This is a genomic window from Sphingobium sp. BHU LFT2 (genome assembly GCF_018604485.1).
Lineage (GTDB): Bacteria > Pseudomonadota > Alphaproteobacteria > Sphingomonadales > Sphingomonadaceae > Sphingobium > Sphingobium yanoikuyae_A.
Map to the genome: position 1 here is coordinate 170,563 of NZ_JAFCGW010000004.1, position 19,975 is coordinate 190,537.

Below are 19,975 nucleotides of genomic sequence, written 5' to 3' on the forward strand. Positions count from 1 at the left end.
CATATATCTGAAGTAACAGCATTAAAGCGCCGTTTACGTGATCGCGCTCACGGATTGATCGGTGCGAAAGCGATATTCCCTGCCCTGCAGTCGAACGGAAAAGGGCGGACGGATCGATGACCGAAGGCAAGAGTCCGGAAGATATCTGGCACATCATCAGCGAACAGCGGCGCATGATGCGCGACCATTTTCGCCGTGATCCCACCAGCTACTCGGTGCGTCGGGAAATGTCGCGCCGACAGATGGCACAAAAGCAGGACGATCAGACGCAGGACGTCTGAGCGCCGTCCTCGAACGCCGCGATGATCGGGCACGGCCCTTCATCGGAGGCATGGCATTGCCGGGCCAGCCGCGTCAGCGCCGCCCGCGCCGCCTCCAGTTCAGCGATCTTCACATCCAGCGCCGCGATCCGATCGGCCGCCAGTTCGCGCGCCCGCTTGCGATCCTGCCCGGCATCAAGCTGCAGCAGTTCGCCAATCTGTTCCAGCGTGAAGCCCGCCGCCTGCGCCGACCGGATGAAGCGCAGCCGCCGCACGTCGCCCTCGCCATAGCGCCGCACGCTGCCGTCCGGCCGATCTGGCGCATCCAGCAGGCCGCGCCGCTGGTAGAAGCGCACCGTCTCCACCCCGACATCGCCCGCGCGGGCCAGTGCGGAAATTGTCATGCTCATGCCTTGACTCCGTACCATGGTACAGACCCTATATGAGGGGCATCGCACTCGATACAAGCCTGACACAAGGACGATGCAATGCCCCAAGGACCGGAAAAGGTCGCTCAAATCTACCGTATGGTGATGCCCGGCCATGTCTGTCCCTATGGCCTCAAGGCGCGCTGGCTGCTGCGCCGCCATGGCTATCGGGTCGAGGATCATGCCCTCGCCAGCCGGGCCGAGACCGACGCCTTCAAGGCCCAACATGACGTGAAGACGACGCCCCAGATCTTCATCGACGGCCGGCGGATCGGCGGCCATGACGATCTGCGCCGCTTCCTGGGCCTCAAGGTGCCGGTGCCCGGCGCGACCAGCTATGTGCCGGTGCTGGCCGTCTTTGTCGTCGCCGCGCTGCTGGCGCTGGCGATCAACTGGCTGACCTTGGCGCCGCTGGTCGGCCTGCTGACGCTCGAGCGGTTCATCGCCATCGCCATGATGCTGCTTGCCATGCTGAAGCTGCAGGATGTGGAGCGGTTTGCGACCATGTTCCTCAACTATGACCTGCTCGCCCGCCGCGTCATTCCCTATGGCCGCATCTATCCCTTCCTGGAACTGGGCGCGGGCGCGCTGATGCTGACCGGCCTCGCCCCCTGGCTGTCGATCCCGGTCGCCCTGTTCATCGGCGGCATCGGCGCGACATCGGTGTTCAAGGCAGTCTATATCGAGAAGCGCGAACTCAAATGCGCCTGCGTCGGCGGCAGCAGCAACGTGCCGCTCGGCTTCGTCTCGCTGACTGAGAATGTCATGATGGTCGCCATGGCGCTTTGGATGGTTGCCGGCATCCATTGAGCCGGCAGGACGGGGAGATTACTCCCCGTCCCGTCCATAATCGTCGGGCAGGAACTGCACCCCGTCCGCCGTCGGCACCACCGTCAGATAGGTAAGATAGACCGGCACCGGCCGGGGCAGCGGCACATATTGTTCGGGTGCGTCGCTCTCTGCGGTCGGCGTCTTGCCGAAGAACCAGCGCCCCAGACGCTGTGCATCCTCCAGCCGGACGCAGCCATTGCTGAAATGGCGCACCGGCTTGGCGAACAAAGCCCGGTCAGGTGTGTCGTGCAGATAGATGCCCAGGTCATTGGGGAACATGAACTTGATCTTCCCCATGGCATTATTGCCGCCCGGCAACTGGCGCACGCGCAATTCGCGCTGCCCCGCTGCCACCGCCTGCCAGTCGATCTCGCTCTGGTTCAGCGTCTGCGCGTCGGCGGTCCAGTCGCTCAGCGCCTCATAGCGCATCTTCCTGAGCGTCGCCCCGTCCAGTATCTTGGGGGCGATCTTGCGCTCGACCAGGTCGGGCGGGACATTCCAATAGGGATTGAGCGTCGCATAGCGGATCATGCCCGCCATCATCGGCGTCTGGCTTTCCTTGGCGCCGGCCACGACCTTCATCGATCCGTCCAATTCGCCGCCGCTATAATAATAGAGCCGCGCCGATGCCGCATCGACCTCGACATGCCGCACCCATGGGCCGGGCAGCAGCCGCGCCCGCTCCAGATTGAGCGTCAATATCCGGGCATAATGGCCCGGTCCACGATTGAGCGCCTCGATCGTCTGCGCGCCGGCAATGCCGTCGGCATCCAGCCCGTGATCGGCCTGGAACAGCTTGACCTTGGCCGCCAGCGCCTTGTCGTAATCGACCCCGTCGGGCAGCCCCAGCCGATGGCGCAGGATCGCGATCTCGCCACTCGATCCGCCCGGCCGCAGCTTGACGTCGGTCGGCACGTTCACCGCCGGCAGGCCGCCCCAGCGCGTTGCATAAGCACCGCTCGCCGCGCGCAGCTTCATGTAGAGCGGGCTCATCCAGCCCGCCTTCTCGACATAGGTGGCCAGCGACGGCGCGACCGCCGCCGCGCGCAGCACCTCCGCCGCATCGGGAGCCTGCGGCTCCACCTCGGGGTCGAGATAGCGCATCTTCACCGCCTTGGACGGGCGGCGGACATCGGCAACATAGGCAGCCAGCGCCTTCGACAGGGCGACATCGACCCGCGCCAGCGCCTTGGGGTCGCCCGAGGCATCGGCCTCCTTGATCGCCCGCAACAATCCCCTGGCATCATAGTCGCGCGATCGCAGCCCGTCCTGATCGGCACTGTCGAGCAGCGTCAGCAGCGCTTGCGCCGGTTCGGCGCGGACCTTGCCCTTGTCGATCCACAGCGGCCAATAGCCGCGCGTGCCATAGAAATCGCGCAGCTTGCCGCTCGCCGCCGACCGGATTTCCGCGGCCACGCTCGACCGCGCCGCCGTGTCGCTGGCGGCCGGCTGCGCAGCCGCCATCCCCGGCACGGAACCGGCGATCAGCATGGCGAGGATCAGGGAAACAGGATGTCGGGGGGCGCGGCGGAAATGCCGCGCCCGGAAAGGAAGATTGCTCAGCCGCGTTCTCCGGAACGGGGCGGCGCCGGCGGCGGCGGGGGCGGCGGACAGGGCGGTCCCTGGACCGGATGATAGATGCCATCCGACGTGTAATAGCCGTCGACATAGCCATCGCCATTGCGGTCTGCGGCCACCGTGCCGGCGATCGCGCCCGGCCCGAGCGGCGGCGCGCTGGTCACCGGCGCATCATTTTTCGAGCAGGCGCTCAGCGCCAGCAGGCTACCGGCGACCAGCGCCATTGTCTGGATTTTCATACCATCTCCCTGTGCGCCACGATCCTGTCGCAACGCCAATTGGACCCACTGCCGGGATGCAGTGCGACGACAACGGTTCAGGGGCGAAATGGAATCCATTACCCTTGTGCAATGACGGCAGGACGTGCCTCAAGCACGCCCAGCCGTTGAGCATATCGGATCAGTCGCGGACCCAGTCGGCCGAAGCGATGCCCTGCGCATAGAGCAGCACCGACAGGTCGCCATGGACGATTTCGGCCGCCGCCGCTGCGCGGGTCTTGGGCTTGGCATGATAGGCGACGCCCAGCCCAGCCCCCTCGATCATCGGAATGTCATTGGCGCCATCGCCCACCGCCAGCGTCAGCGCACGGTCAATCCCGCCGTCGATTGCGGCCTCCAGTTCGGTGCGCTTGCGCGCGGCATCGACGATCGGCACGGTAACGGTGCCAAGCAGCGCGCCATCGGCGATTTCCAGTACATTAGCGACATGGACGTCGAAGCCGATTTCCGCCGCCACCGGCCCGGTGAAGCGGGTGAAGCCACCCGACACCAGCAGGGTGCGCGCGCCGCGCGCCTTCATCGTGCGCACCAGTTCGCGGGCACCGCCCATGATCACCACCCGCTCCTCGCGGCACTGGTCGATCGCGCTGTCGGGCAGCCCTTTCAACAGGGCGACGCGGCCATGCAGCGCGCCTTCGAAATCCAGTTCGCCGCGCATCGCCCGTTCGGTGATCTCGGCAATCTGCGGCTTGATCCCGGCATAGTCGGCCAGTTCGTCGATGCACTCGACCGTGATCATGGTCGAATCCATGTCGGCGATCAGCAGCTTCTTCTCGCGGCCCGCCACCATCTGCACGATCACGTCGACCCGGTCGCCAATATCGGTCAGCGCCGCACGGGCAGTGACAGGATCGCTGCCGAAGAAAATATCGGCCGCCTTGCCCTCGTCCAGCCAGACGCTATCGACCGGGGCGCAGCCGGCAGAGGCCAGCCGTCCGGCCGCTTCGGCAATATCCGCCTGTTTCAGGGTCTCAACTGCCACTAAGGTCGCGACGAACATGAACACTCCCGCACATATGCCGGGCGAATCCCGCCCACCGGTCGCGCTTATTGCCGGGCCGACCGCCAGCGGCAAGAGCGCGCTCGCCGTCCGCCTGGCCCAGATCGCCGACGGCGTCGTCATCAATGCCGATGCCAGCCAAGTCTATGCCGACCTGGCGATCCTGTCCGCCCGCCCGTCGCAAGAGGAAATGGGCGGCGTGCCCCATCGCCTGTTCGGCCATATCGACGGGGCCGAAGCCTGCTCCGCCGCGCGCTGGGCCGCCGAGGCCAGGGCGGAGATCGACGCCGCCCATGAAGCCGGCAAGCTGCCGGTGCTGGTCGGCGGCACCGGCCTTTATATACGGACCTTGCTCGACGGCATCGCGCCGGTGCCGGAGATAGACACCGATATCCGCGCGGCCGTGCGCGCCATGCCGGTGGCGCAGGCGCATGAAGCGCTGCGTATCGAAGACCCGGAGGCCGCTGCCCGCCTCGCCCCGGCCGACACCACCCGCGTTGCCCGCGCGCTGGAGGTGGTGCGATCGACCGGCAAACCGCTGAAGATATGGCAGCAGCACAAGCAGGGCGGCATCGCCGACCGCATCAGTATTTCACCCATGATCCTGCTGCCGCCGCGCGACTGGCTGATCGAACGGTGCGACCGGCGGTTCGAACTGATGGTCGATCAGGGCGCCGTTGCCGAGGTGGAGGCGCTGCTGACCCGCAACCTCAATCCCGACCTACCGGTGATGCGCGCGATCGGCGTGCCGGAAATCGCCGCCTGGCTCAAAGCTGACATCGATCGTGACACGATGATGGCCCGTGGCCAGCTCGCCACGCGCCAATATGCCAAACGCCAATATACCTGGTTCTCCAACCAGCCACCGCAGGACTGGCATCGCGAAAAGAGATCGATTGATGCTGAAATTGCCAATGAATTAGCAATTAAATTACAACAATAGGGGTTGACCACGCATTTTATGTCCTCTAGACGCTGGCGCCTTGCCAATGCGGGCGCGACGGCGCAGACCCGCGAGCCAGCATCTTAAAAAAGAGGAGTTTCATCGTGGCCGAAAAGAGCGGCGCGGACATTTTGGTCGAGTGCCTGGTTGATCTGGGCGTCGAAGTTGTGTTCGGCTATCCGGGCGGCGCCGTGCTGCCTATCTATGACGCGCTCTATAATCACCCCACGATCAAGCATGTCCTAGTGCGCCACGAGCAAGGCGCGACCCACATGGCGGAGGGCTACGCCCGCTCGACCGGCAAGCCCGGCGTCGTCCTGGTCACCTCTGGCCCCGGCGCGACCAATGCCGTCACCGGCATCACCGACGCGCTGCTGGATTCGATCCCGATGATCGTCATCACGGGTCAGGTGCCCACGCAACTGATCGGCACCGACGCCTTCCAGGAGGCGGACACGGTCGGCATCACGCGCCACTGCACCAAGCATAATTATCTGGTGAAGGATCCGGCCAAGCTGGCCGGCGTCGTCCATGAGGCGTTCCATATCGCCACCACCGGCCGCCCCGGCCCGGTCGTCGTCGACATTCCCAAGAATGTCCAGATCGCGACCGCGCCCTATGCCCGGCCGGAGCTGAAGGTCCATGCCAGCTATCATCCGCAGACCAAGGCGGATGCCGCCGCGATCGATACGGCGGTCGAGATGCTGGCCGCGGCCGAGCGGCCGATCTTCTACACTGGCGGCGGCGTCATCAATTCGGGTCCGCAGGCCAGCGCCCTGCTGCGCGAACTGGCGGCGATGACCGGCGCACCCGTCACCTCTACCCTGATGGGTCTGGGCGCCTTCCCCGCCTCGTCCGACCAGTGGGTCGGCATGCTGGGCATGCACGGCACCTATGAAGCCAATTGGGCGATGAACCAGGCGGACCTCATCCTCTGCATCGGCGCGCGTTTCGACGACCGCGTCACCGGCCGGCTGGACGCCTTCGCCCCCAACAGCCGCAAGGTGCATATCGATATCGACCGCAGCTCGATCAACAAGATCGTCGACGTCGATGTCGCGGTCGTCGCCGATGTCGGCAGCGCGCTGGAGGACATGATCGCCCTGTGGAAGCAGCGCGGCCATGAAAAGGCGGACCTGTCGGGCTGGTGGGCGCGGATTGCCGAATGGCGTGCCAAGAAGAGCCTGTCCTACCCCGAAAGCGGCAGCGAGATCATGCCGCAAAAGGCGATCGCGGACCTCTACAAGGCGACCCGCGCGACCGGCAAGGATATCATCATCACCACTGAAGTCGGCCAGCATCAGATGTGGGCGGCCCAGCATTTCGGTTTTGAAGACCCCAATAAATGGCTGACCTCGGGCGGTCTGGGCACGATGGGCTATGGCTTCCCGGCCGCCATCGGCGCGCAGATGGGCAATCCCGACAGCATCAGCATCTGCATCGCCGGCGACGCCTCGATCCAGATGAACATCCAGGAAATGGGGACGGCCAGCCAGTATCGCCTGCCGGTCAAGATCTTCATCCTGAACAATGAATATATGGGCATGGTCCGCCAGTGGCAGGAACTGACCTATGAAAGCCGCTATTCCAACAGCTATTCGGACAGCCTGCCCGACTTCGTGAAACTGGGCGAAGCCTATGGCTGGACCGGCATCCGCATCGAAGGGCCGCAGGAACTGGAGGCCGGCATCCGCCAGATGCTGGAAACCGACGGCCCCGTGATCGTCGACTGCCGCGTGGCAAAGCTGTCCAACTGCTTCCCGATGATCCCGTCGGGTGCGGCCCATACCGAAATGCTGCTCGATCCCAACCAGATCGAAGGCGTCATGTCGGATGAGGCAAAGGCACTGGTGTGACCACCCCCGCCAAGGTCCGCATTTTCGTGACCGAACCCTGGGATTTCGAACGGATCACAGGCACGACCGAACTCACCGGCTGGACCAGCGACCATGCTGACCCCGACAATGAGGAATGGGAAGTGCATCTGGATAGCGGGTTCGAATATCATGGCCTGCAGGTCGATCGGCTGCTGGCCGGCCCACGCTATGTGGGCGAACATCTTCTGCGGATGTTCGACGCGGTGACGGCCTTTCCCGTCCGCCTCGCCCACCCGCAGGACGATGATTGGCACTATGCCTTTATCGGCATGATCTCGCCGCGCCCCGAGCGCGAAGAAATGGAAGACGGGAACAGCATCTGATGCATATCCACGAAGAACAGAGCGAGCGGCACGTCCTGTCGCTGACGGTGTCGAACGAGGCGGGCATATTGGCCCGCATCGCCGGCCTGTTCACCGCGCGCGGCTATAATATCGACAGCCTGACCGTGGCCGACATTACCGACGACCATGCGATCAGCCGCATCACCATCGTCACCAACGGCCCGCCCAAGGTGATCGACCAGATCATCGCCCAGCTCGACCGGCTGGTGCCGGTCCACAAGGTCACCGACCTGACCGACGCCGGTCCGTTCGTCGAGCGCGAACTGGCGCTGGTCAAGGTCGCCGGCACCGGCGAGGACCGGATCGAGGCGCTGCGCCTGGCCGACGTGTTCCGTGCCAAGGTGGTCGACACCACGATCGAGAGCTTCATCTTCGAGATCACCGGCACGACCGAGAAGATCGACAATTTCGTCGGCCTGATGCGCCAGATCGGCCTGGTCGAGGTCGGTCGCACCGGCGTCGCCGGCCTGATCCGCGGCAAGGAGCCGGCCTGATATTCCATTCCGCGCCGTCACAGGCGGCGTTTCTTTCCACCACTATTGTCTAACGCCCCCTGCATGGGGGGACGAGAAGGGGTTTTCCAATGAAGGTTTATTACGATCGCGACGCAGACATCGGCCTGATCAAGGGCAAGAAGGTCGCCATATTGGGCTACGGCTCGCAGGGCCACGCCCATGCACAGAATCTGCGCGACTCCGGCGTTGCCGAAGTCGCCATTGCGCTGCGCCCCGGTTCGCCCAGCGCCAAGAAGGCCGAAGGCGCCGGTTTCAAGGTGCTGCCGAACAAGGAAGCCGCCCAGTGGGCCGACGTGCTGATGATCCTGGCGCCCGACGAGCATCAGGCCGCCATCTATGAAGCCGACATCAAGGGCAATCTGCGCCCCGGCGCCGCGCTCGCCTTCGCCCATGGCCTGAACATCCATTTCGGCCTGATCGAAGTCCCCGCCGACATCGACGTCATCATGATCGCGCCCAAGGGCCCCGGCCACACCGTGCGCGGCGAATATCAGCGCGGCGGCGGCGTCCCCTGCCTGATCGCCGTCCATCAGGACGCGACCGGCAACGCCCATGACATCGCCCTGTCCTACGCTAGCGGAGTCGGCGGCGGCCGCAGCGGCATCATCGAGACCAACTTCCGCGAGGAATGCGAAACCGACCTGTTCGGCGAGCAGGCCGTTCTGTGCGGCGGCGCCACCGCGCTGGTCCAGGCCGGTTTCGAAACCCTGGTCGAAGCCGGCTATGCCCCGGAAATGGCCTATTTCGAGTGCCTGCACGAGCTGAAGCTGATCGTCGACCTGATGTATGAAGGCGGCATCGCCGACATGCGCTACTCGATCTCGAACACCGCCGAATATGGCGACATCAAGACCGGCCCGCGCATCATCACCGAGGAAACCAAGAAGGAAATGAAGCGCGTTCTGGCCGACATCCAGTCGGGCCGCTTCGTCAAGGACTTCATCCTCGACAACCGCGCCGGTCAGCCCGAACTCAAGGCCAGCCGCAAGCAGGCTGCCGCCCACCAGATCGAAAAGACCGGCTCGCAGCTGCGCGCCATGATGCCCTGGATCGGCGCCAACAAGCTGGTCAACAAGGACAAGAACTAAGTCCTTTCGCGCACCGGAAACGGAACGATCCGTTTCCGGTTACGCCTCTGGAACAATCGAGGGACGTGGCATATTCTGTGCCGCGTCCCTTGAATGCTTTTGGAGAGCGTTTCCCATGCGCAAATATCTGATCTCTGCCGCTGCCCTGATCGCGGTCGCCGGTGGTACTGTCGTCATCGCCCAGGCCCCGATGGCCGTCCCCGGCAGCAAGGATGTCGCCAAGGTCAGCGGCGGCACCTACAGCGTCGAACCCAGCCACACCCAGATCGTCTTCGCCTATGACCATATGGGCTTCACCAACAATATGGGCGTCATCACCCAGCCGACCGGCACGCTGACGCTGGACAAGGCCAATCTCTCGGCCTCGAAGGTGTCGATCACCCTGCCGATCGCCAACCTCACCACCGGCATTCCGGCGCTGAACGAGCATCTCGCCAAGCCCGAATTTTTCGACGCCGCCAAGTTCCCGACCGCGACCTTCGTGTCGACCGGCGTGAAGACCGATGGCGCGACCGGCGCGGACATCACCGGCAACCTGACCATCAAGGGCATCACCAAGCCGGTGACGCTGGACGCCGAATTCTATGGCGCCGGTGCAAACCCGATGAACAAGAAGGAAAATGTCGGCTTCGTCGCGACCAGCACGATCAAGCGCAGCGATTTCGGCATGGGCGGCTTCGTCCCCGTCGTCGGCGACAATGTCGAACTGAAGATTATTGTCGCCTTCCAGAAGTGATGCGATGATCCCCCGCCCGGCCCGCGCGATCCTGCTTTTGAGCGTGTTCGCGTGCGGGCCGGCGACGGCCAGTCCGGACGGCGGCCCCGCGCTCTATGCGCCGGGCCGCTATCTGGTGGATGGCGCAGCGACCAGGGTCCACTTCCATGTAAAGGCCCTGATCGGCGGCTATGAGGGGGATTTCACCCAGCCCGAAGGCATGGTGCTGATCGACCCCACCCGCCCCGAACGGGCCGACGTCGACATCCGCTTCCCGGTCGAGAAGATGACCACGGGCGATGCTTCGACCGACGCCATGCTGAAAGGCGACAGCTTTTTCGACATGGCCCATTTCCCGACCGCGCGCTTTACCGCCAGGGACGCGCCGCTGGCCGGCAGCGATGGCGCGACGATCATTCCCGGCGAACTCACCATGCATGGCCAGACCCGCGCGGTCGCCCTGTCCGTGCAGCTGACCGGCGTCACGCCCGACGAAGCGCCCGGCATCGCCACCCTTCACTTCACCGGCAGCATGACCGTCGAGCGCAGCGATTATGGCATGGGCTTTGGCCGCCCCTTCGTGTCGGACAAGGTCGACCTGACCATCGACGCAATTTTCCGTCGCACCTGACGCCCCTTTCGCAAGAAACGGCTTTACGCTCCTCCCGTCCGCGTTTATGGGGACAGCATCATGCAGAGCGTCGCGCTTCTTACCCTGCTACGACTTACACGCCCTTAGGCGTGGCTTTTGTGCTGCCTTCCGGCTAAGGGCAGCGTCGATCCGCCTAAGGGCATTCATCACAGTCAAGTCGTACCCCGGAGCGCGCCATAGCGTCCCGAGCCAGGAAGTAGTTTGATCCCATGATGCTGACAGATCCTTCGCAGAAATACCGCCCCTTCCCCCAGGTGGACCTGCCCAATCGCCAATGGCCGTCCAAGGTCATCACCAAGGCGCCCCGCTGGCTGTCGACCGACATGCGCGACGGCAACCAGTCGCTGATCGACCCGATGAATGCGGAAAAGAAGCGCCGCTTCTTCGACCTGCTGGTCAAGGTCGGCGTCAAGGAGATCGAGGTCGGCTTCCCCGCCGCCGGCGCGACCGAGTTCGACTTCATCTCGGGCCTGGTCAAGGAAGGCGCCATCCCCGACGATGTCATGCCCCAGGTGCTGACCCAGGCGCGCGAGGATCTGATCGCCACCACCTTCGAAAGCCTGCGTGGCGCGAAGCAGGCGATCGTCCATGTCTATAACGCGATCTCGCCGGCCTGGCGCAACATCGTGTTCCAGAAGGAACGCCCGGAAATCAAGCAGATCGCGATCAACGCCGCCAAGCTGCTGCGCGACAATGCGGCGCGGATGCCCGACACCGACTGGCATTTCGAATATAGCCCCGAAACCTTCTCGACCGCCGAGCTGGATTTCAGCCTGGAATGCTGCGAGGCGGTGATGGACATCCTGCAGCCGACGCCGGAACGGCCGCTGATCCTGAACCTGCCCGCCACCGTCGAGTGCGCGACCCCCAACATCTATGCCGACCAGATCGAATGGATCTGCCGCAACATCTCGCGCCGTGACAGCGTGGTGATCTCGCTGCACACCCATAATGACCGGGGCACCGGCGTCGCCGCCGCGGAACTGGGCATCATGGCCGGCGCCGACCGCATCGAAGGCTGCCTGTTCGGCAATGGCGAACGCACCGGCAATTGCGACCTGGTGACCGTCGCGCTCAACATGTACACGCAAGGCATCGACCCGGAACTGGACTTCAGCGACATCGATGAAGTCATCCAGACCGTCGAATATTGCAACCAGCTGCCCGTCCACCCGCGCCACCCCTATGCCGGCGAGCTGGTGTTCACCGCCTTCTCGGGCAGCCATCAGGATGCGATCAAGAAGGGCTTTGCCGCGCAGGAAGCGCGCAACGACCTGTTCTGGAACGTCCCCTATCTGCCGATCGATCCCAAGGATCTGGGCCGCGACTATGAGGCGGTGATCCGCGTCAATTCGCAGTCGGGCAAGGGCGGCGTCGCCTGGGTGCTGCAGCAGGACAAGGGCTACAAGCTGCCCAAGCGGATGCAGGCCGACTTCTCGAAGGTGGTGCAGGCGCTGGCCGACCAGTCGAGCCGCGAACTCAATGCCGCCGACATTTCGGCCGCATTCGACGACTATTATCACCAGACCGGCGACCAGGCCTATAGCCTGATCGACTATCATGAGAGCGGCAGCGCAGGCGACCGCATCTTCACCGGCAAGATCGTCCATGAAGGCGGCGAGCGCTCGATCTCGGGCCGTGGCAACGGCCTCATCTCGTCGGTGCTGGCTGCGCTGCGCGACGAACTGGGCGTGGTGCTGGAGGTCGCCGACTATAATGAGCACGCCATCGGCGCCGGCACCGACGTGAACGCCGCCGCCTATGTCGAATGCCGCACCGCCGACGGCCGCACCGTCTTCGGCATCGGCACCGACAGCGACGTCGCGACCGCATCGGTCAAGGCCGTCCTCTCGGCCGCCAATGCGGTGGCCGTGCGAGGCTGATATCCATCCGTTCGCCCTGAGCGAAGTCGAAGGGCACGGCCGACCATCGGGAGGCCACTTCGCTTCGCTCAGTGTCGGGCTTCGACTTCGCTCAGCCCGAACGGATTAAGGATAGCCGTTACTTGGCCAGCGCCCGCACCACGCTGTCCCACTGGGCCAGTGATGCGGCGATACCCGCCACCGGCACCCGTTCATTCAGGCCATGGGCAAAGCCGTCCTCGGCCTTCATGAACAGGCTGGAGACGCCATAGCTGGGCACGCCCAGCGCGCGGAAATAGAGGCTGTCGGTCGCGCCGGCCGACATGCCCGGCATCACCGTGATCGCGGGCGAGCGCGCCTTGATCGCGGCGGCCACGGCCTTCACCACATCGTCGCGCAACGGCGAGGCATCGCTGCCGGTCGGATCGTTGAGCGTGGTGAAGGTCGCGCTTTGATCATCCACCACCTTGACCAGTTGCGCCTTCACGTCGTCGATCTTCACGCCGGGAAAAATCCGGCAATTGACGCTGACCTTGGCACTTTGCGGCAGGGCGTTGAGCGCATGGCCGCCCGACAGCATGGTCGCGACGCAGGTGGTGCGCACCTGCCCGACAAATTCGGGCCGGCTCGACAATAGTTCCGCAGATGCCGGATCCTGGGTCGCGGCATAGAGGCGCATCGCATCCCCCACGTCGCCGCCGATCCGCTGCGCAGACAGGCTGAGCGACGCCTTGGTCAGTTCGTTGATCATCGGCGGAAACTGATAGGCCGCGATCCGGTCGATCGCCTTCGCCAGCCGATAGATCGGGTTGCCGGGCGTCGGCGCGCTCGAATGGCCGCCCGGATCGGTGAAGCCGATCTCGAAATCGGCATAGGTCTTCTCGCCCGCCTGCAATTGGTAGAGGACGGGCTTGCCGGTCTCGTCGAGCAGGCCGCCGCCGCCATCACCGTTCAGCAGCAGCTCGGCATCCTTATATTTCGCCGCCAGCGCCTTGGTGGTGACCATGTTGGTCTCCTCGTCGCCCGACAAGAGCAGGATGACGGTGCGGCGCGGGGTCCAGCCCTCCTTCTTGAGCTGCGCCAGCGTCGCGACCATCATCGCGACATCATATTTATTATCTTCCGAGCCGCGCCCGAAAATATAGCCATCCTCTTCGACCGGGACGAAGGGATCGCGTGTCCAGTCGGCGCGGTTGGCGGCCACCACGTCCATATGACCGATCATCAGCATCGGCTTCAGGCTAGGGTCGCGCCCCTTGATCGTCGCCGCCAGGGTCGCGGTCTCGCCCATCGGGGTGATGACGATATCGCCATCGGCAAAGCCCGCCTGCTTCAGCACCGACGCATAATAGGCCGCGAGCGCCGGCACCTGCCCCGCGCCCTCGACCGTCTTGAACGCGACCGATCGCTGCAATATCTCCTTGGCCGCGCCGGCATCCGCCGCCGCCTGCGCCCCGACTGGCATTGCCAGCATCACCCCCGCCAGCAATATCCCCCGCAATTGCATATATTTATACTCCCTGATGGACCCGAGCGGCGATTGTGGCATAGCGGATCGCGCCGTTCCATGCGTTTGATCGAACGGCGCGCGGAAAGAGGGCCACCTTATCCGCACTGAACCCCTTGAAAGAATTGCTTGCGCGCAATCGGATAGATGCCATCCGATATAGCGCGCCGGTCGTCCAAAGGAAAAATGCCATCATGGCCCTCAATTATCGCAGCTTCGGCTTCCAGGTTCTGCTCGGCATGGTCGTGGGCCTTGCCCTCGGTCTCGTCGCGCGCCAGATCGGCGCAGGCCCCGATGGCGACCTCAACTGGCTCGCGACCACGCTCAAGACGGTCGGGTCGATCTTCGTCTCGCTCTTGAAGGCGATCGTTCCACCTCTGGTCTTCGCCGCGATCGTCGCGTCGATCGCCAATCTGCGCGCGCTCGACAATGCCGCCCGTCTCGCCGGCCAGACTCTGCTCTGGTTCGCGATCACCGCGCTGATCGCGGTCAGCATCGGCCTTGCCATCGGCCTGATCGTCCAGCCGGGCGCGGGCCTGCACGGCACCGCGCTCGCCATGGGCAAAGCGGATAGCGTGGGCGGCTGGCTCGATTTCCTGAAAGGTCTGGTCCCCGGCAACAGCCTGGCCCTTTCGGCCGGCACCAAGATCACCGACGGCAGCGCCAGCACCAGCATCTCGTTCAACATCCTGCAGTTGCTGGTCATCTCGATCGCGGTCGGCCTCGCCACGCTGAAGGTCGGCGACAAGGCGGAGCCCTTTCTCTCCTTCGTCCGCTCGCTGCTCGCCGTCGTCCGTGCGATCCTGGGCTGGGTCATCCGCCTGACGCCGATCGGCTCGGCCGCGCTGATCGGCACCGCGATCGCCACCTATGGCTGGAGCGCGCTGGCGCAGCTCGGCACCTTCACCGCCGCCATCTATCTGGGCCTCGGCCTCGTGCTGCTGGTCGTCTATCCGCTGCTGCTGATCGCCAATGGTCTGAAACCCGGCCCCTTCTTCGCCAAGGCCTGGCCGGCGATCCAGCTCGCCTTCGTCTCGCGCTCGTCGGTCGGCACCCTGCCGGTGACCGAGACCGTGACCGAGCGGCTGGGTGTCGACAAGGGCTATGCCGCCTTCGCGATCCCGCTCGCCTCGACCACCAAGATGGACGGCTGCGCCTCCATCTATCCGGCGCTGGCAGCGATCTTCGTCGCGGGCTTCTATGGCATCCCGCTGCACTTCATCGACTATGTGCTGATCGTCTTCGTCTCGGTCATCGGCTCGGCCGCGACCGCCGGCCTGACCGGCGCGATCGTGATGCTGACCCTCACCCTCTCGACGCTCGGCCTGCCGCTCGAAGGCGCCGGCCTGCTGCTGGCGATCGACCCGATCCTCGACATGGGCCGCACCGCCGTCAATGTCGCGGGCCAGGTGCTGGTCGGCGTGATCGTCGCCAAGCGCGAGGGCATTCTCTACGAGAGCGCCTATTATGGCGAAGGCGAACTGGTCGCCGCCTGATCGAAAACCGGGCGGCGCGGGCGTTCCGCGCCGCCGTCAGGGCAGTTGGCCGCGCCCGGTCGCCGTCCAGTAGATGCCGCCCATCAGATGGTCGAGATAGCGCGGATCGCGATACATCTCGCCATTATGGCCCAGCGTGGTGACGAACACCCGCCCCTTCTCATAAGCATGATACCAGGCGACGGGATGCTCCCGCCCCATCGGTTTCGTCACCTGCCCCGGCCAGATTTTGGTCGGGTCGTAACTGCTTTCCTCGACATTCAGCACCGGATGGATCGTCACCTTATAGGGGTTGGCGGTGACATAATATTCGTCGGTCCAGATCCAGCGATCGGGCAGACCATAGGTGGCGGGAAAACCCTTGTCGGTCGGCGTCACCACCGCCGTCTGCACCATCGGATGGATGACGAAGCTGCGCCCGACCATCTTCTCATACCAGGCCCATTCGCCCGGCGGCGTGATGACCGCGCGATGCACGACGATGGCATTGCCGCCCGCCCGCATATAGGCCTCGAACCTGGCGCGCTGGGCCGGGTTCAGTTCCTCGCCCGGCGTGTTGAGGAACATCACCGCCGCATATTGGCTGAGATCGCCGTCGAAGGCCGAGGTGTTGTTGGCCCAGGTGAAGCTGAAATCATGCAGCTTGCCCAGATGCTCCAGGCTGTCGCGCGCGATCGGTATATATTCATAATGATATTTGTTCGGGATGGCGAGGACGAGCAGCTTATACTGGTCCTCCGCCTGCACCGCTGCGGGCACCGACAGCGCCAGCAGGGCGATCAGCGCCCCGGCCTTGTTTCTCATCCGCCTGCCTCCTTCGCTCGCCTATCGCTAGGACAGGCGGCGGTGGAAAGATAGCGCTCCCATGGTCGTAGTCAGCCCGGCAGCAGGCCGATCGCGTCCACCTCGACCAGGCAGCCATGATGAAGTTCGGGCGCGGGCACCACCGTGCGCGCCGGACGGGCATCCCCCATCATCTCGGCATAGATGCCGTTGAAACGCGGCCAATTCTCGACGCCGACGATATAGGTGGTGACGCGCGCGATCCGCTCCGGCCCGCATCCCGCCTCTGCCAGGATTGCCAGCATGTTGCCGATCGCCAGCCGCGCCTGATCCTCGAACGACAGGTCGCTGCGCGGCCCCTGCCCCGCCACCACCGGCAATTGCCCCGACACGAAGACGAAGCCATTCGCAATCGTCGCCTGCGCATAATGGCCGGCGGGTGCCGGCGCCTTGTCGGTCTCGACCCGCGTCACGTCCATCACCATCCTCCAAATCGCGGCCAGACCGCTTCCACCGCATCGCTGCCGTCCCGCACCACATGATAGCGATCATGCTGCGCCCCGGTGGCACAGGCATGATTGGGCGATATCCGCACCCGATCGCCCACCGCCAGGTCCGGCAATGTCCCGGACGCCCCCGGCCGCAGCGCGATGATGCCATGTTCCTGATTGGCATCGATCAGGATCAGGTCGCCATAGGGCCGCCCGTCCCGGTCGCAGACCAGGCCATAGCCCTGATCGACATCCTGTTTCGCCGTGCCGCGATCGCGCGACATCGCCATCCAGCCGGCATCGACCAAGATCCAGCCCTTGTCCCGCTGATGCCCGATCACCGTCGCCAGCACCGACAGGGCAATGTCGTCCACCGAACAGATGCCGATCCCGGCCATCACCAGATCGAAGAAGACGAAGACGCCGGCGCGCACCTCGGTCACGCCGCTCAGGTCCGTGGCATGATGCGCGGTCGGGGTCGATCCGACGCTGATCACCGGGCAGTCATGTCCCGCCTCTTTCAAGGTCCGCGCCGCCGCCAGCACGGCATCCCGCTCGGCATCGGCGCAGGCGCGCAGTTCCGCCGCGCCGCGCGCGCCATAGCTGCCGCCGGCATGGGTCATCACGCCGCGCAATGCGCCGCCCTGCGCCAGCGCCGAGCCGATCGCGCGCAACCGCGCCGCATCGCCGGGCTGCACGCCCGACCGATGGCCGTCGCAATCAATCTCGATCAGCGCCGGAATGGCGGTACCGGCCGCGCGCGATGCGGCCGCGACCGCCTCAGCCTGCTCGACCGAATCCAGCACGATCGCCAGGTCCACGCCCTGCGCCCGCAGCGCCAGTATCTCGGGCAATTTGGCCGGGCTGATGCCGACCGCATAGAGAATGTCGCGCACCCCGGCCGCCGCAAAGCGGCGCGCCTCCTGCAGGGTCGATACCGTCGCCGGCCCCTGCGGCGTCGGCATCAGCCGCTGCGCGACCTCGACCGACTTGGCGGTCTTGAGATGCGGCCGCATCCCCACGCCCAGCCCGTCCAGATGCGCGCGCAGCCGCGTAATGTTGCGATCCATCCGGTCGGCATCCAGCACCAGGCACGGCGTCGGCAAGCCATCGAGGGAAGAGGGGTCGTCGGAAAGGGCTGGCATAAGAAGGCTCCGTTGCTGATCCGCAGATTGCCGAGATACCGCGGCTTTTCAACGGGCTCGACGGATTTCAGCGATTTTTCCTCCGCCGTCACCGCCCCCTTGCCCGACTCTCTTCATTCCGTTATTTCTGTTTTTACAGAAAGGAATGTCATGCCACTTCTCGACCATCCCGATGCCAAGGCGTTCCTGCTCCACTGGGGTGAGATGGGCACGCAATGGTGCGTCAACCGGTCGGTCAGCCAGGTCCATGCGCTGCTCTATCTGTCGGACCATCCCCTGCCCGCTGACGAGATTGTCGACCAACTCGGCCTTGCCCGCTCCAATGTCTCGACCGCGCTCAAGGAACTGCAATCCTATGCGATCGTCCGCCGCGTCCATGTCGAGGGCGACCGGCGCGACCATTTCGTTGCGGAAACCGATCTGTGGGAAATGCTCACCCGCATCGCCGCTGAGCGCAAGCGGCGCGAGATCGACCCGACCATTGCCCTGCTGAACGACCTAGCCCAGCGCCTCGCCAGGGATGAAAGCTGTCCGCCCCATGTGCGCGAGCGCATCACCCGCATGCATGAATTCATGTCGACGCTCGGCAACTGGTATGAGCAGGTGAACAAGCTGCCCAAGTCGACCCTGATCGCCCTCATGAAGCTCGGCAACAAGGTCGCCCGCTTCATCCCCACCGGCAAGAGCAAGGACTAGTCGCTGCTGATCGAGGCGCCCCGACGCCCGATTGCGCCCGCCAGTTTCGGAGTTTACAGAAATGTCTGACGCAAACGACGAAAGCCCTGACCCCATCGCCCCGCCCGTCCGCACCGGATCGGCCCCGCTGCGCATCGCCTCGGCCGTCGCGCTGGCCATGGCCTTTGCGATCACCGTCTATCTGCTGCTCGACGCTACCCGCGTGAGCGGCCTTGTCAGCTTCACCTTCCTGCTGCTCCTGCCGGCCGCGCTCACCGCTTTCGTTGCCTATGTCGGCGATCCATGGGCAGAGCGGTCGCGCCGCTATTATATGACGATGCCGCTCTGGCTGCTGGGCGCGACCATCCTCCTGTCCGTCCCGGTGCTGAAGGAAGGGGTGATCTGCATCGTCATGCTCGCCCCGCTGTGGATCGTCAGCGGTCTGGCAGGCGCCTATGCCACCTACCGGCTGCGCGGTCGCGCCGGCGATCGCGGCACCAGCTATTGCATGGCGGTGCTCGCCATGCCGCTGATCGCGATGCAGGTCGAACCGATGATCCCCCTGCCCGACGCCACCGCCACGGTCAGCCGCTCGATCATCGTCGAGGCCAGCCCGAACCGGATCTGGCCGCTGCTGCGCGGCATTCCCGATGTCCGGCCGGGCGATGGCACATGGACCTTCACCCAGGATGTGCTGGGCGTACCCCGGCCGCTCGGCGCCCATATGCTGGGCGAAGGGATCGGCGCAGTCCGCATGGCCGACTGGGGCCGGCAGGTGCGGTTTCGCGAACATATCATCGATTGGCAACCGGGCCGCAGCATCGGCTGGCGCTTCGATTTTCGCGGGCTCGACGCCTGGCAGTTCACCGACCGGCACCTGATGCCCGACAGCGCCTATTTCAAGGTGACGACCGGCGGCTATCGCATGGAACCGGCCGGCCCCGGCCGCACCCGCGTCATCATCGACACCCATTATTGGATGCAGACCCCGGTCAATGGCTATTCCCGGCTGTGGGGCGAAATCTTCCTGGGCGACATCGAAAAGAACCTGCTCGCCCTCGTCAAGCAGCGCGCCGAACGGCCGGTCGCGCCCGCCATCCTCTGACTGCCAAAAGGAGATGAACCATGGTTGAAACCGCCTATGCCCTCTATCTGGTCATTACGCTCGCCATCACCATCTGGGTCGCGCGCACCCTGTCTAAAAATGGCGAGGTCTTCCTGACCCAATGTTTCGGCCATGATGCGCAACTGGCCCGGTCGACCAACCATCTGCTCGTCGTCGGCTTCTACCTCGTCAACATCGGCTTCATCACCCTGACGCTCAGCCTGGGGAAGGAACCGACCAGCTATGCCGAAACGATCCGCTTCCTCAGCGCCAAGATCGGCCTCGCCGTGCTCGTGCTGGGCGGAATGCATTTCTTCAACATGGGCGCGATCGCCCATTTCGGTCGCAAGGTGAATGGCTGGCTGCACGACGGCCATACCCAGGCTGCCTGATCGCCAGCCG

At 64.7% G+C, this 19,975-nt stretch carries 22 protein-coding genes; 14 read left to right on the plus strand and 8 right to left on the minus strand.

The window, feature by feature from the left end; genetic code table 11:
• The first annotated feature begins 116 nt into the window (after positions 1-116).
• Positions 117-281 carry a hypothetical protein gene (locus JQK15_RS10225; RefSeq protein ID WP_004211842.1) on the plus strand — a complete coding sequence of 55 codons (165 nt, stop codon included), beginning with the start codon at positions 117-119 and terminating at the stop codon, positions 279-281.
• Here the strand turns inward: JQK15_RS10225 and JQK15_RS10230 are convergent.
• Complete coding sequence (locus JQK15_RS10230; RefSeq protein WP_214865352.1) at positions 263-670, minus strand: MerR family transcriptional regulator; 408 nt, start codon at positions 668-670, stop codon at positions 263-265. The two genes, JQK15_RS10225 and JQK15_RS10230, sit on opposite strands and share 19 nt — an antisense overlap.
• Before the next feature lie 78 nt (positions 671-748).
• On the opposite strand from JQK15_RS10230, the gene JQK15_RS10235 reads away from it, so the two are divergent.
• Positions 749-1,498 (plus strand): MauE/DoxX family redox-associated membrane protein, encoded by a 750-nt coding sequence (locus JQK15_RS10235; RefSeq protein ID WP_214865355.1) that lies wholly within the window; start codon positions 749-751, stop codon positions 1,496-1,498.
• Positions 1,499-1,516: 18 nt separating this feature from the next.
• Here the strand turns inward: JQK15_RS10235 and JQK15_RS10240 are convergent, their stop codons facing one another.
• From JQK15_RS10240 to serB, 3 genes are all read right to left on the minus strand, one after another.
• Positions 1,517-3,010, minus strand: coding sequence for a L,D-transpeptidase family protein (locus tag JQK15_RS10240; protein ID WP_214865357.1), 1,494 nt, complete (start codon positions 3,008-3,010; stop codon positions 1,517-1,519).
• A 68-nt stretch (positions 3,011-3,078) separates the two neighbouring features.
• Complete coding sequence (locus JQK15_RS10245; protein ID WP_010337163.1) at positions 3,079-3,336, minus strand: hypothetical protein; 258 nt, start codon at positions 3,334-3,336, stop codon at positions 3,079-3,081.
• Positions 3,337-3,496: 160 nt separating this feature from the next.
• A complete protein-coding gene (gene serB, locus JQK15_RS10250) occupies positions 3,497-4,375 on the minus strand; it encodes a phosphoserine phosphatase SerB (RefSeq protein WP_214865360.1) in 879 nt (292 codons plus the stop codon).
• On the opposite strand from serB, the gene miaA reads away from it, so the two are divergent.
• From miaA to leuA, 8 genes are all read left to right on the plus strand, one after another.
• Positions 4,374-5,318: a tRNA (adenosine(37)-N6)-dimethylallyltransferase MiaA gene (gene miaA / locus JQK15_RS10255; RefSeq protein WP_214865362.1), complete on the plus strand. Its 945-nt coding sequence runs from the start codon at positions 4,374-4,376 to the stop codon at positions 5,316-5,318. The two genes, serB and miaA, sit on opposite strands and share 2 nt — an antisense overlap.
• 104 nt (positions 5,319-5,422) lie before the next feature.
• Positions 5,423-7,174 (plus strand): acetolactate synthase 3 large subunit, encoded by a 1,752-nt coding sequence (locus JQK15_RS10260; protein ID WP_214865364.1) that lies wholly within the window; start codon positions 5,423-5,425, stop codon positions 7,172-7,174.
• Positions 7,171-7,518 carry a hypothetical protein gene (locus JQK15_RS10265; protein WP_010337168.1) on the plus strand — a complete coding sequence of 116 codons (348 nt, stop codon included), beginning with the start codon at positions 7,171-7,173 and terminating at the stop codon, positions 7,516-7,518. The genes JQK15_RS10260 and JQK15_RS10265 overlap by 4 nt, the downstream gene beginning before the upstream one ends.
• Complete coding sequence (gene ilvN, locus JQK15_RS10270) at positions 7,518-8,033, plus strand: acetolactate synthase small subunit (RefSeq protein ID WP_004211828.1); 516 nt, start codon at positions 7,518-7,520, stop codon at positions 8,031-8,033. Before JQK15_RS10265 ends, ilvN begins: the two co-directional genes overlap by 1 nt.
• A gap of 89 nt (positions 8,034-8,122) precedes the next feature.
• The gene (ilvC, locus tag JQK15_RS10275) at positions 8,123-9,142 is read left to right on the plus strand and encodes a ketol-acid reductoisomerase (RefSeq protein WP_004211826.1); all 1,020 of its coding nucleotides are present in this window, start codon (positions 8,123-8,125) and stop codon (positions 9,140-9,142) included.
• Positions 9,143-9,257: 115 nt separating this feature from the next.
• A complete protein-coding gene (locus tag JQK15_RS10280; RefSeq protein ID WP_214865366.1) occupies positions 9,258-9,878 on the plus strand; it encodes a YceI family protein in 621 nt (206 codons plus the stop codon).
• Between the two features lie 4 nt (positions 9,879-9,882).
• On the plus strand, positions 9,883-10,488 hold the full coding sequence (locus tag JQK15_RS10285) for a YceI family protein (RefSeq protein WP_214865368.1): 606 nt from the start codon (positions 9,883-9,885) through the stop codon (positions 10,486-10,488).
• Positions 10,489-10,718: 230 nt separating this feature from the next.
• A complete protein-coding gene (gene leuA, locus JQK15_RS10290; RefSeq protein ID WP_214865370.1) occupies positions 10,719-12,392 on the plus strand; it encodes a 2-isopropylmalate synthase in 1,674 nt (557 codons plus the stop codon).
• Between the two features lie 118 nt (positions 12,393-12,510).
• Here the strand turns inward: leuA and JQK15_RS10295 are convergent, their stop codons facing one another.
• On the minus strand, positions 12,511-13,878 hold the full coding sequence (locus JQK15_RS10295) for a M20/M25/M40 family metallo-hydrolase (protein ID WP_251007689.1): 1,368 nt from the start codon (positions 13,876-13,878) through the stop codon (positions 12,511-12,513).
• 194 nt (positions 13,879-14,072) lie between these two features.
• Between JQK15_RS10295 and JQK15_RS10300 the strand changes: the two genes are divergently transcribed.
• Complete coding sequence (locus JQK15_RS10300; protein WP_214865372.1) at positions 14,073-15,374, plus strand: dicarboxylate/amino acid:cation symporter; 1,302 nt, start codon at positions 14,073-14,075, stop codon at positions 15,372-15,374.
• A gap of 36 nt (positions 15,375-15,410) precedes the next feature.
• Here JQK15_RS10300 and JQK15_RS10305 read toward each other — a convergent pair whose 3' ends face one another.
• The 3 genes from JQK15_RS10305 to JQK15_RS10315 form a co-directional block, all read right to left on the minus strand.
• The gene (locus tag JQK15_RS10305; RefSeq protein WP_214865373.1) at positions 15,411-16,178 is read right to left on the minus strand and encodes a ThuA domain-containing protein; all 768 of its coding nucleotides are present in this window, start codon (positions 16,176-16,178) and stop codon (positions 15,411-15,413) included.
• Between the two features lie 71 nt (positions 16,179-16,249).
• The gene (locus JQK15_RS10310) at positions 16,250-16,636 is read right to left on the minus strand and encodes a RidA family protein (RefSeq protein ID WP_214865374.1); all 387 of its coding nucleotides are present in this window, start codon (positions 16,634-16,636) and stop codon (positions 16,250-16,252) included.
• The gene (locus JQK15_RS10315) at positions 16,636-17,793 is read right to left on the minus strand and encodes a DSD1 family PLP-dependent enzyme (protein WP_214865375.1); all 1,158 of its coding nucleotides are present in this window, start codon (positions 17,791-17,793) and stop codon (positions 16,636-16,638) included. Before JQK15_RS10315 ends, JQK15_RS10310 begins: the two co-directional genes overlap by 1 nt.
• Positions 17,794-17,943: 150 nt before the next feature.
• On the opposite strand from JQK15_RS10315, the gene JQK15_RS10320 reads away from it, so the two are divergent.
• The 3 genes from JQK15_RS10320 (at position 17,944) to JQK15_RS10330 (ending at position 19,965) form a co-directional block, all read left to right on the plus strand.
• A complete protein-coding gene (locus JQK15_RS10320; RefSeq protein WP_214865376.1) occupies positions 17,944-18,489 on the plus strand; it encodes a GbsR/MarR family transcriptional regulator in 546 nt (181 codons plus the stop codon).
• Positions 18,490-18,550: 61 nt separating this feature from the next.
• Positions 18,551-19,573, plus strand: a complete 1,023-nt coding sequence (locus JQK15_RS10325) for an SRPBCC family protein (protein ID WP_214865377.1) — start codon at positions 18,551-18,553, stop codon at positions 19,571-19,573.
• 20 nt (positions 19,574-19,593) lie between these two features.
• Complete coding sequence (locus JQK15_RS10330) at positions 19,594-19,965, plus strand: hypothetical protein (RefSeq protein ID WP_004211807.1); 372 nt, start codon at positions 19,594-19,596, stop codon at positions 19,963-19,965.
• The last annotated feature ends 10 nt before the right edge of the window (positions 19,966-19,975 follow it).